Annotated in this window: 14 protein-coding genes; 5 read left to right on the forward strand and 9 right to left on the reverse strand. The window is 72.8% G+C overall.

Annotated elements, in window-relative coordinates; genetic code table 11:
- The first annotated feature begins 165 nt into the window (after positions 1–165).
- The 4 genes from ACH4ZX_RS04965 to ACH4ZX_RS04980 all read left to right on the forward strand — a co-directional run bounded on the left by ACH4ZX_RS04965 (position 166) and on the right by ACH4ZX_RS04980 (position 3,061).
- Positions 166–1,761, forward strand: coding sequence for an FAD-dependent monooxygenase (locus ACH4ZX_RS04965; protein ID WP_398267594.1), 1,596 nt, complete (start codon positions 166–168; stop codon positions 1,759–1,761).
- A 66-nt stretch (positions 1,762–1,827) separates the two neighbouring features.
- Positions 1,828–1,899: a putative leader peptide gene (locus tag ACH4ZX_RS04970; protein WP_309544753.1), complete on the forward strand. Its 72-nt coding sequence runs from the start codon at positions 1,828–1,830 to the stop codon at positions 1,897–1,899.
- Between the two features lie 179 nt (positions 1,900–2,078).
- Positions 2,079–2,624, forward strand: a complete 546-nt coding sequence (locus tag ACH4ZX_RS04975) for a cysteine dioxygenase (RefSeq protein WP_398267597.1) — start codon at positions 2,079–2,081, stop codon at positions 2,622–2,624.
- 35 nt (positions 2,625–2,659) lie between these two features.
- Positions 2,660–3,061: a rhodanese-like domain-containing protein gene (locus tag ACH4ZX_RS04980; RefSeq protein ID WP_398267600.1), complete on the forward strand. Its 402-nt coding sequence runs from the start codon at positions 2,660–2,662 to the stop codon at positions 3,059–3,061.
- Positions 3,062–3,071: 10 nt separating this feature from the next.
- Here ACH4ZX_RS04980 and ACH4ZX_RS04985 read toward each other — a convergent pair whose 3' ends face one another.
- The 6 genes from ACH4ZX_RS04985 to ACH4ZX_RS05010 form a co-directional block, all read right to left on the reverse strand.
- Entirely contained in the window at positions 3,072–3,773 is a 702-nt protein-coding gene (locus ACH4ZX_RS04985) for a sugar ABC transporter substrate-binding protein (protein ID WP_398267603.1), read from the reverse strand.
- The gene (locus tag ACH4ZX_RS04990; RefSeq protein WP_398267606.1) at positions 3,770–4,039 is read right to left on the reverse strand and encodes a hypothetical protein; all 270 of its coding nucleotides are present in this window, start codon (positions 4,037–4,039) and stop codon (positions 3,770–3,772) included. Before ACH4ZX_RS04990 ends, ACH4ZX_RS04985 begins: the two co-directional genes overlap by 4 nt.
- Before the next feature lie 152 nt (positions 4,040–4,191).
- A complete protein-coding gene (gene recX, locus ACH4ZX_RS04995) occupies positions 4,192–4,869 on the reverse strand; it encodes a recombination regulator RecX (protein WP_398267609.1) in 678 nt (225 codons plus the stop codon).
- A 3-nt stretch (positions 4,870–4,872) separates the two neighbouring features.
- Positions 4,873–5,994 carry a recombinase RecA gene (recA, locus tag ACH4ZX_RS05000; protein ID WP_398267612.1) on the reverse strand — a complete coding sequence of 374 codons (1,122 nt, stop codon included), beginning with the start codon at positions 5,992–5,994 and terminating at the stop codon, positions 4,873–4,875.
- Positions 5,995–6,251: 257 nt separating this feature from the next.
- On the reverse strand, positions 6,252–7,583 hold the full coding sequence (locus ACH4ZX_RS05005) for an AI-2E family transporter (protein WP_398267615.1): 1,332 nt from the start codon (positions 7,581–7,583) through the stop codon (positions 6,252–6,254).
- Positions 7,584–7,643: 60 nt separating this feature from the next.
- Entirely contained in the window at positions 7,644–7,838 is a 195-nt protein-coding gene (locus ACH4ZX_RS05010) for a DUF3046 domain-containing protein (RefSeq protein ID WP_324785082.1), read from the reverse strand.
- 78 nt (positions 7,839–7,916) lie between these two features.
- Between ACH4ZX_RS05010 and ACH4ZX_RS05015 the strand changes: the two genes are divergently transcribed.
- Positions 7,917–8,861, forward strand: a complete 945-nt coding sequence (locus ACH4ZX_RS05015) for a hypothetical protein (RefSeq protein ID WP_398267618.1) — start codon at positions 7,917–7,919, stop codon at positions 8,859–8,861.
- A 2-nt stretch (positions 8,862–8,863) separates the two neighbouring features.
- Here the strand turns inward: ACH4ZX_RS05015 and ACH4ZX_RS05020 are convergent, their stop codons facing one another.
- From ACH4ZX_RS05020 to ACH4ZX_RS05030, 3 genes are read right to left on the reverse strand one after another with little or no spacing between them, the layout of a single operon-like run.
- On the reverse strand, positions 8,864–9,172 hold the full coding sequence (locus tag ACH4ZX_RS05020) for an AzlD domain-containing protein (protein WP_398267621.1): 309 nt from the start codon (positions 9,170–9,172) through the stop codon (positions 8,864–8,866).
- Positions 9,169–9,873, reverse strand: a complete 705-nt coding sequence (locus ACH4ZX_RS05025; protein WP_398267624.1) for an AzlC family ABC transporter permease — start codon at positions 9,871–9,873, stop codon at positions 9,169–9,171. Before ACH4ZX_RS05025 ends, ACH4ZX_RS05020 begins: the two co-directional genes overlap by 4 nt.
- The gene (locus tag ACH4ZX_RS05030) at positions 9,870–10,736 is read right to left on the reverse strand and encodes an AraC family transcriptional regulator (protein WP_398267627.1); all 867 of its coding nucleotides are present in this window, start codon (positions 10,734–10,736) and stop codon (positions 9,870–9,872) included. Before ACH4ZX_RS05030 ends, ACH4ZX_RS05025 begins: the two co-directional genes overlap by 4 nt.
- Positions 10,737–10,899: the final 163 nt, after the last annotated feature.

The raw sequence follows: 10,899 nt of genomic DNA on the forward strand, positions 1-10,899 counted from the left end.
CCTCGCGTCACCTGTGCGGAGGCAGTGGCATGATCGCCACTGCCTCCGTCACTTGACGCAAGCACCGGCAATGGGTTGCATACGTTCTGTGATCGTGCACCCTGCTCAAACTTCCTGTTCACACACGTCCTCCCGGACGGCTCCGCGGGCAGGGGGCGCCACGCCGTGGATCCGGTGATCATCGTCGGGGCGGGGCCCGTCGGGCTCACGCTCGCCCTGGCCCTGGCGCGCCAGGAAGTGCCGTCGGTCGTGCTCGACGAGGGCCCCGGCGAGGACGAGTCGCGCCTCGCGCGCACCGTCGTCCTGCGCGAGGACACCGCCGCTCTCGTGGAACGGCTGACCGGAGTGCCGCTCGCCGAGGCGGGCCTGCCCTGGGCCGGATGGCGGTCACTGCGGCGCAAACAGGTGATGCGCGAGATCACGTTCGACGACGACACCGGCCCCGCGCCCCTGCACATCGCCCAGCACGTCCTGACCGGCGCCCTGCGCACGGCCCTCGCGGGCGAGCCGCTGGCCGAGGTCGCCGTCGACAGCCGCCTGGACGCCATGGAGCAGGAACGCTCCGGCGTCACCGCCCACACCCGCGGCGCGAAGGGCACCTGGTGGCGCGGCAGCTTCCTGGTGGGCTGCGACGGCCCGCGGTCGACCGTGCGCAAGCTGCAGGACATCCGCTTCCCGGGCCGTACGGCGGTGGAACGGCACGCCGTCGCCGCGCTGCGCACGGAACTCCCCTGGCCCGAGCAGTCGGTGCTGCACCGGCTGCCGCCCTGGCGGACGTCCGGCCCCGGCGCCGGGGAAATCACCGCCCGCCCCCTCCCGGACGGCGTGTGGCGCCTGGACTGGCTGCTGCCGCCGGGCAAGGACCTGGTCACGCCCGAACTGCTGGTCACCCGCATCCGGGAGACGCTGGCGGGCTGGAGCGACGGCTCGACACCGCCCTACGACCTGCTGGACACCGGCGTCCACACCGTCCACCACCGGCTGGCCCGCCGCTGGCGCGCCGGCCGGGTCTTCCTCGCCGGGGACGCCGCGCACCTGCTCGGCGCGCTCGGCACGCAGGGGCTGGACGAGGGTCTGCGGGACGCCGACAACCTGGCCTGGAAGCTGGCGTCGGCCTGGCACCACGGGCCGCACGAGGAACTGCTCGACAGCTATCAGGCGGAGCGGCGCGCGGTCGTCGCCGCCCGGCTGCGCGCCGCCGACCAGGCGCTGCCGCTGCTGCGCGGCGGCGGGCTGCGCGCCTACGTCCCCGGCTCCGCCCGCGGCCACGACGCGCTGCTGACGGAAGGCCATCTGGGGCGCGGCGCACTCGGCGCGCCGGGGACGTACGCCGGCTCGCCGCTCGCCCCCCGGCACCTCGAAGGGGAGGTGCCCGTGGACACCCCTCCGGGCGCGCCGGTCGCCGACGTCCGGGTCACCGCGGAGGACGGTTCCTTCGTACGGTTGCGGGACCGGCTCGGGCGGGGCGCGCTGCTGGTGGTGCTCGTCGCGCCGGGCACGGGCGTGTGGGACCGCAAGCACTGGGTGACCGCCGGGGTCATGCCCCGGCTGGCGGCCGCCGTCAGCGCCCTGCCGCACGCCGCCGAACTGCTCGTCGCCGAGAGCTACCCGGGGGCGGCGGCCCACACCGTCCTGCTGGTACGGCCCGACGGTCATCTCGTCACCGCGCTGGGCGGGGTCCGGCCGGCCGACCTGTACGCCGCGGCGGAGGCCGCGCTGGGCGGTCCGGCGAAGACGCAGGCCGAGGCAGGCGCCCACTGACGTCGTCACGGTGAGTTGACCGGCCCGCACCGTCATGGTTCACTCCGGACCGTGACCGACACCTGCGTGCGCCTGTGGCGGAGGGTCCACATGGACCTCGTCCGCTATGCGGGCTGCGTGTGTCGTCCGTCCTGCTGAATTCGCTCCTCCCTTTTTCCGCGCGCCCCTTCCAGGCTGCCGCGCGCTCCCGCGAACCCTCATCAGGACGGTAAGAGTTGTCTTCCTCCCCTTCTGCACCCACGCACGCACCCGCGCCCGCGCCCGCTTCCGTGTCCACTTCGGCGTCCGCTTCCGTGTCCACTTCGGCGTCCGCTTCCGTGTCCGCTTCCGCCTCCGCGTCGGATTCCGGATCCGCCGGCGCACCCGGGTCCGCGCCGACCCAGGCCGAACTCCTGGACTTCGTGCGGCGTACGGCCGCCGACGCCGAGCTCATCGCCTCGCTCCCGCTCGACCCGGAGGGCCGCACCTGGGTGCGCCTCGACGGCCCCGGCGGCAGCGAGGCCTGGCTGATCGGCTGGCCGCCCGGCACGGGCACCGGCTGGCACGACCACGCCGATTCCGTGGGCGCGTTCGTGATCGCGGCCGGTGAGCTGAAGGAGAACTCGCTCGCCGCCCGGCTGCCCACCGACGGCTGGAAGACCCTCGAACTCACCGACGGCGTGGACCGGGCCCGGCGGCTGCCGGCCGGCCAGGGCCGCTCCTTCGGCCGCCACCACGTCCACGAGGTGCTGAACACCTCCGCCGACCGGCACGCCGTCTCCGTCCACGCCTACCACCCGCCCCTGCCGCAGATCCGCCGCTACAGTCGCACCGGCCAGGTGCTGCGCCTGGAGCAGGTGGAACACCCGGAGGACTGGCAGTGAGCGCGACCGGCGATCCCGCGGCGGAGGACAGGCACATGGGTGAGGCGGAGGACCGGCACCTCGGCATCGACGAGTTGCTGGAGCGGGTGCGCGCGGACTACGAGCGGATCGGGGCCCGGGAGGCGTACCACGCCGCCCGGGCCGGCGAGGCGCTGCTGGTGGACATCCGGTACGCGGCCCTGCGTGAGCGCGACGGCCTGATCCCCGGCGCCCTCGTCGTCGAGCGCAACGAGCTGGAGTGGCGCCTCGACCCGCGGGGCAGCCACCGCGTACCGGAGGCCACCGGTCACGACCTGCGGATCGTCGTGATCTGCAACGAGGGCTACGCGTCGAGTCTCGCGGCGGCGTCGCTGCACCGGCTGGGGCTGCACCGGGCCACCGACCTGGTGGGCGGGTTCCAGGCGTGGAGGGCGGCGGGGCTGCCGGTGACGCCGTAGAACCGCGGGGTCAGTGGAAGTCCATGGGGCAGTACAGCGGGGCCGTGTCGGCGTTGTCCTTGGTGATCAGGGCGGCGGGCGTCTTGGCGATCCTGTCCGCCTTGCGGCCGCGCAGCAGGTCGATGGCGTTGGTCACGGCCAGTTCCCCGGTGTCGGCGGCCGAGTTGGACACCGTGGCCGAGAAGCGGCCGTCCTTGAGGGCGGCCAGGCCCTCGTCGGTGCCGTTGACGGTCACGATCTTGACGTCCTTGCGGCCGGCCGCGTCGAACGCCTTGCGGACGGCGAAGCCCATCTCCTCGTTGGCGACGAAGGCGTAGTCCAGGTCCGGGTGGGCCTGGATCATGTCCTCGGCGACACCGCGGGCCTTGACCGGACTGAACATGCCGGGCTGTTCGGCGACCACGTCGGCGTTGGCCGGCAGGGCCTTCTCGAAACCGCCGGCCAGCAGGTCGGAGGCGGCACCGGGGGCGCCCGCGATGATGCCGACCTGTACGTCCCGGCCGGCGGCGTCGTCCTCGATCCAGCCGGCGTCCAGCTGCCCGGCCTTCTTCAGGTCGACGACCACGGCCCCGAGGATGGACGAGGTGTCGTCCGGCACGACCGACGTGAGGAAGACCGGGATGCCCGCGCTCTTCGCCATGGCGATGTCGTGCTCGAGCGAGTCGACGCTGACCGTCTGCACGATCAGGGCGTCGACCTTGTGGGCGATCATGTCCTTGATGTTGGCCAGTTCCGTGGCCGGGTCCTGATGGGAGTGGCCGTGCGGATGTCGGCGAGGTTGCTCTGCGCCACCTCCTCGACGGACTCCTGCAGGCAGGTGTGGAACTCGGTGGTGCCGCCGTTGACGAACCCGAGCGTGATGGGCCCCTGAACCGCCGGACTCCCGGATCCCTCGTGCAGGCCGCAGCCGCTGAGGAGCAGAGCGGCGCTGAGGGCGCAGGCGGGCAGCGGTCTTCGGACATGTACGGACGTGGGCATGGCTGGACGGTACCGGCGCCCACACCGGACTCACCCTCCTGGAAACGCAAGGTAAGCCTGCGTCTGGTGCGGGCGGAGGCTCGGCCGCCGGCTCGGCTGCCCGCACCCCGTGGCGTGCCTCCCTGGCGCGCCTCCCTGACGTGCCTTCCGCCTCAGACTCCGTCGTCCTCGAGGAACTCCGTGTCCTCGCCCTCTTCCTCCAGTGCCTGCCGGACCACGCGCAGGGCCATGCCCTCCGAGTAGCCCTTGCGGGCGAGCATGCCCGCGAGGCGCCGCAGCCGCTTGTCGCGGTCGAGGCCGCGTGTGGAGCGCAGTCTGCGGGCGACGAGCTCGCGCGCGGTCGCTTCCTCCCGCTCGGAGTCGAGCTGTGCGACGGCCTCGCCGATCAGGGCGGAGTCGACGCCCTTGGTCCGCAGCTCCCGGGCGAGTGCCCGCCGGGCCAGTCCCCGGCCGTGGTGCCGGGACTCCACCCAGGCGTCCGCGAACGCGCCGTCGTCGATCAGGCCGACCTCCTCGAACCGCGACAGCACCTCCTCGGCGGCGTCATCGGGGATCTCCCGCTTGCGCAGGGCATCCGCCAGCTGTTTCCGCGTGCGCGGGGTCCCGGTCAGCAGGCGCAGGCAGATGGCCCGTGCCCGCTCGACCGGGTCCCCTGGGGGCTCCCCCTTCTCGGCCCTCGACGAGGAGGGCGAGCCCCCGTCTTCATCGTGCGCCGGGACGTGCCCGCGCATCTCGCCGCCCGTCCCGGCGGACCCTGTGTCGTCTGCCCGGCTCCCACCCCGTGGAGTGTCCGGGTAGGCGTACTCGGCCCAGTCGGTTCGCCGTGTCACGGGTCAGCTCTTGGCCGCCGGAGCCTTGGTCTTGGCGCCCTTGGCCGCCGCGGGGGCGGGCGCCGTCTTGGCGGCGTCGTCCGTGGCGGCGGGGACGGCGGCACCCGGCTCGGCGGCCGGCTCCTCGGGACGCACGCCCACGCCCAGCTTCTCCTTGATCTTCTTCTCGATCTCGTTGGCCAGGTCGGGGTTGTCCTTCAGGAAGTTGCGCGCGTTCTCCTTGCCCTGGCCGAGCTGGTCGCCTTCGTACGTGTACCAGGCGCCGGCCTTGCGCACGAAGCCGTGCTCCACGCCCATGTCGATCAGGCCGCCCTCACGGCTGATGCCCTGGCCGTAGAGGATGTCGAACTCGGCCTGCTTGAAGGGCGGCGCGACCTTGTTCTTGACGACCTTGCAGCGGGTGCGGTTGCCGACCGCCTCCGTGCCGTCCTTCAGGGTCTCGATGCGGCGGATGTCGATGCGCACCGAGGCGTAGAACTTCAGCGCCCGGCCACCGGTCGTGGTCTCCGGGGAGCCGAACATCACACCGATCTTCTCGCGGAGCTGGTTGATGAAGATGGCGGTGGTCTTGGACTGGTTGAGCGCGCTGGTGATCTTCCGCAGGGCCTGGCTCATCAGGCGGGCCTGCAGACCGACGTGGCTGTCACCCATCTCGCCCTCGATCTCGGCACGCGGGACGAGCGCTGCGACGGAGTCGATGACGATGAGGTCGAGGGCACCGGAGCGGACCAGCATGTCCACGATCTCCAGGGCCTGCTCGCCGTTGTCCGGCTGGGAGAGGATCAGGTTGTCGATGTCGACGCCGAGCTTGCGCGCGTACTCGGGGTCGAGGGCGTGCTCCGCGTCCACGAAGGCGACCTGGCCGCCGGCCTTCTGGGCGTTCGCCACCGCGTGCAGGGTCAGCGTGGTCTTACCGGAGGACTCCGGTCCGTAGATCTCCACGACACGGCCGCGCGGCAGGCCGCCGACACCGAGGGCCACGTCGAGCGCGGTCGACCCGGTCGGGATGACCTCGATGGGCTCCCTGGACCGCTCGCCCATGCGCATGACCGCGCCCTTGCCGAATTGCCGTTCAATCTGTGCGAGCGCGGCATCCAGGGCCTTCTCGCGGTCGGTTCCTGCCATGGGTTCCACCCGATTTGCTTGAGTCGATCGCTTCACGTCAAAGACGCTAACGCCTGCCACTGACAATGCGCCCCGACGCCGGTCCGGCCTGTGGACAACCCGGGCACATCTCTACCCAAACCAGGATGAAAAACCCGCCCGAGACCCCGCCGGAGCCTCCATAAGAATAGATGTTCGATTTTTGTGTCAAGCGCGCCCAGCGCCGTCGCAAGCCCGTGACGCCCGGCCTGTCCGACAGCCCACGGCCCCCGGCCGTCTCAGGAAGGACCGCTCCCGGAGCCGGAGCCGGCACCCGGACCGGAGCCCGAGCCGGGGCCGGAATCGGCATCGGCATCGGGGTGGTCACCCGCACCGGACCGCTCCGCCCCCGGCCTCCGTGTCCACAGCTGCCCCGCGCGCCGGAGCAGGCCCCGCCCCGATCCGCCGCCCCGGTGCCCGTGGACACGGGGATCGTCCGTGACCGTGTACCGCTTCACGTAGGCCCCCAGGAACGCCTGGAGGGTGGCGACCGCCGGAATCGCGATCAGCGCGCCGACGGCGCCGAGGAGGGCGGTGCCGGCGATGACCGAGCCGAAGGCGACGGCGGGGTGGATGTCGACGGTCTTCGAGGTCAGCTTGGGCTGCAGCATGTAGTTCTCGAACTGCTGGTAGACCACCACGAATATCAGCACCCACAGCGCGTACCAGGGATCGACCGTGAACGCGATCAGCATGGGCAGGGCGCCCGCGAGATACGTGCCGATGGTGGGGATGAACTGCGAGACCAGCCCCACCCAGACCGCGAGCACGGGCGCGTAGGGCACGTTCAGGACCTGCAGCAGGATGAAGTGCGCGACGCCGGAGATGAAGGCCATCAGGCCACGCGAGTACAGGTAGCCGCCGGTCTTGTTGACGGCGATCTCCCACGCGCGCAGCACCTCGGCCTGCCGTGCGGGAGGCAGCAGGGAGCAGACCGTGCGGCGCAGCCGCGGGCCGTCCGCGGCGAAGTAGAACGAGAACAGCGTTATCGTCAGCAGCTGGAACAGGCCCCCGAGGACCTGCGCGGACACGTCCAGGACGCCGGTGGCGCTGTGCTGCACGTAGTTGCGCAGCCAGTCGGAGCGCAGCAGGCCCTCCTGGACGTCCACGCGTCTGAGCTCGGCGTGGAAGTGGGTGTTGATCCAGCCGATGACGGAGTCGAGGTAGTCCGGGAAGTTCTCGACGATCTTGATGATCTGGCCCGCGAGCATGGACCCGAGCAGCGTGACGAAGCCTGCTGTCACGATCATCACGGCGAGGAAGACCAGCCCGGTGGCCAGCCCCCGGCGCATCCCGCGCGAGGCCATCCAGCTCACCGCGGGCTCTATGGCGAGGGCCAGGAAGAACGCGATGAGGATGTTGACCAGCAGGCCGGTGAGCTGGTGGAAGGCCCACGTGCCCAACTGGAACGCGGCGTAGAGGGCGAGGACGAGCACCACCGCGCGCGGCAGCCAGCGCGGCATGCGCCCGCCCCGCACGGCGGCGCCGTCGGCCGGGGGCGGGAAGGGCGGCGTCGTGCCGGGCGGGGAGGGCTGCCGGGCCGGCTGCCCGGTGTCGTCAGTGGATGCCACGGTGCAAGTCTCGCCCACGCGACGGACAATCGGCTCCGGTCCTGCGATCTTCGTGACGGCTCAGCGCTTCTCCCCCGGAACGTCCATGACCGCGCAGACCACGCGCCACACTTCCTTGGCCTCCCAGCCCTCGTCCAGCGCCTGGTGCACCGTGCGTCCGCCGAGCTGCGCCATGACATGGTCGCGCGCGAAGGTGTCGGCGTACTCGGGACCGAAGTGCTCCGCCATACGCTGCCAGAAGACCGTCAACCGCATGCCTCCAGTATCCCGCCTGCGAGGGTGCGCCCGAGCCGGGGCCACCTGCCGTGACCGCTTTCCCCTACGGTCTGACGCATGTCCGCAACCGCAGCTCCCCCACCCCCCGCGACGCCCCCGGCGCGCTCCCCGCTCTTCCGCGCCGAACACTTCCTCTGGCTCACCGCGCGCGTGCTGGAGCAGCACCTCTTCGCACACCACTTCCGCAACGGCGGCGCCGACCCGGTGGAGCGGGCGCTGGACGCCTACCGCAACGAGGACGGCGGTTACGGCCACGCGCTGGAGCCCGACCTGCGCGGCCCGGTCAGCCAGCCGCTGCACACCGGTCGCGCACTGCGCGTCCTGAACTCCATCGGGCGCTGCGACGGCCGGCGCGCGGAGCGCGTGTGCGGCTATCTGACCTCCGTCTCGACGGCGGACGGCGCGCTGCCGGCGATCCACCCCGCCCAGCGCGGCTATCCCACCGCCCCGTTCATCCCGGTCGTCGACGACCCGCCCGGCGACCTCCTCGCCACCGGACCGGTGGTGGGCCTGCTGCACCGCAACGAGGTGTGGCACGCCTGGCTGTTCCGGGCCACGGAGTTCTGCTGGCACGTGGTCGAGTCCCTGGAGAGCTCTCACCCCTACGAGATCGAGGCCGCCGTCGCCTTCCTGGACTTCGCGCCCGACCGCCCGCGCGCGGAGGCGGCCGCCCACCGCCTCGGCCGTCTGGTGCGCGCGCAGCGGCTCGCGGCGCTGGACCCGGACGCCCTGGAGGCGTTCCCGGTGGCGCCTGGCTACGCCCCGGGCGAGCACCACTTCCCGCACGACTTCGCGAGGACGCCGGGCTCCCTGGCGCGCGCGTGGTTCACGGACGCCGAGATGGCGCGCTCCCTGGACCACCTGGCGCAGAGCCAGCAGGAGGACGGCGGCTGGCCGGTCAACTGGCGCCAGTGGGCACCGGGCATCGCCCTGGAGGCGCGCCCCATGGTGACGATCGACGCCCTGAGCACCCTCCGGGCGTACGGCCGCGCCATCGGCTGACCTCACCCGCCCATGGCCCGCACCCCCGCGGTCACCGCCACGGCCACCGCGACGACCAGCAGGAACGGCGCACGCAGGACGAGCGCCACAGCGGCCGCGGCGACCCCCGCCACGCGCGCGTCGAGCACCAGGACGCGCCCGTCGGCGAAGGTCTGCTGGGCCGTGAGCGCGGCCAGCAGAGCCACCGGCAGCAGCGCGGCCAGCCGCCTGACGAGCGGGCGTTCGAGCGCCCCGGCGGGCACGAGCAGCCCGGCGAGCTTGACGGCGTAGCAGCCGAGAGCGGTCGCGCCGATCGCGATCCAGGTGTTCACCGCTGTTCCCTCCGCCCGCGCAGCCACAGCACGACGGGCGCCGCGAGGGCGGCCGCCAGGACGGGCACACCGGCGGGCAGTACGGGCAGCAGACCGAGCCCCAGCAGCACGGCGAGACCCGCGACGGCCCGCTCGGTGGCGGTCCTCAGCATCGGCGCGAGCAGCGCCAGGAAGACGGCGGGCCCAGCCGCGTCGAGCCCCCAGGCGTCGGTGTCACCGATGGCCCGGGCGCCCAGCGCCCCCGCCAGCGTGGTGAGGTTCCACAGCACGTACAGACTGAGCCCGGTGACGGTGAACCCGATCCGCACGCTCCTGCGCGTCGGCTGCGCCAGCGCGACGGCGGTGGTCTCGTCGATGACCCACTGCGCGGCGAACGGCCGCACCGCGCGCGGGAGCGCCAGCAGCTGCGACAGGCGCAGCCCGTAGAAGGCGTTGCGCACCCCCAGGAAGAACGCGCCCGCGGCCGCCGTGAGCGGACCGCCCCCGGCCGCGAGGGCTCCCACCAGGGCGAACTGGGACGCCCCGGTGAACACCAGCAGGCTCAGCGCACAGGTCTGCAGCAGCGAGAGCCCGCTGCCGGCCGAGGTCACCCCGAAGGCGAACCCGGACAGCCCCACGGCGACGCCGACGCCGAGGGCGTCCCGTACGACAGCGGCGTCCGGCTTCTCCGGGGAACGTATGTCAACAACAGCTTCCGTCACGCCCCGGACGGTAGACCCGGCCTCCGCCGCACGTCTTGTACGTTCTTGCGCTCCCGTTGGTACGCCCCCGGCGGCACCCCGACGATCCGGCTGAAGTGCCGGTTCAGATGAGGCTGGTCGGTGAACCCCACGGCGACAGCGGCCTCGGCCGGCGACGTCCCGGCCTCCAGCAGCCGCCGCGCCCTGCGCACCCGCGCGTCCGTGAGCCAGGCGTGCGGAGGCATCCCGTACACCTCACGAAAGGCCCGCAACAGCGCGAACGGACTGGTCCCCAGGTCGGCGGCCAGCCCCTCCAGAGTCGGCGGCCGGGCCATCCGCTCCTCCAGCAGGGCACGCGCGCGTGCCGCGACCCGCGCCCCCGCGGTCCGCACCGCCCGCTGCGGCAGCACCCCGCCGTTCAGCCGCAGCAGCCTGGTCACGGCGACCCTCAGGAGCGTGTCGGCGGCCAGCGCGTTCCCCTCGTCGGCGGCGCGCAGCACCTGATGCACCAGCCCCACGCTGTACGGATCGTCCAGCACCGGCCTGACGAACCCCGGCGTACCCCGGATTCCGGTCGTCTCGGCGGCGATCTCCGCCACCACCTCCGGCGACGGGTACAGGGCCCCGTACCGCCACCCCTCCGGCCCACCGGCCCGGCCGGTGTGCGCGGTGTCGGGATTGACCAGCGCCAGCGCACCCGCCCCCGCGTACTGATCGGCCCCGCGATGGTGGAAGACCTCGACCCCGTCGGCGATGGCGGCGATGACGAAGTGCTCATGCGTGTGCCGCACGAAGCTCTTGCGGATGTACCGGGCCCTGAGCAGATCGACCCCGGGCAGCTCGGCGTACTGCCAGTGCCGCGCCCGCTCACCCGATCCGACCATGCCCCCATTGTCCCATCGGCCCGGAACACACCGCCGGCCGCGCACGGCGGTGAAGCGGTGTCCGGGCTGTCGCGCGACCCGCGCCCGCCGACGGCGGGAAGGGGACGGGACGGGGGTGTCCGCCCGCAGCGGTTGGCGCGTCAACCCCCGCACCTCCCGAACC

Source organism: Streptomyces sp. NPDC020490 (genome assembly GCF_044335305.1).
Lineage (GTDB): Bacteria > Actinomycetota > Actinomycetes > Streptomycetales > Streptomycetaceae > Streptomyces.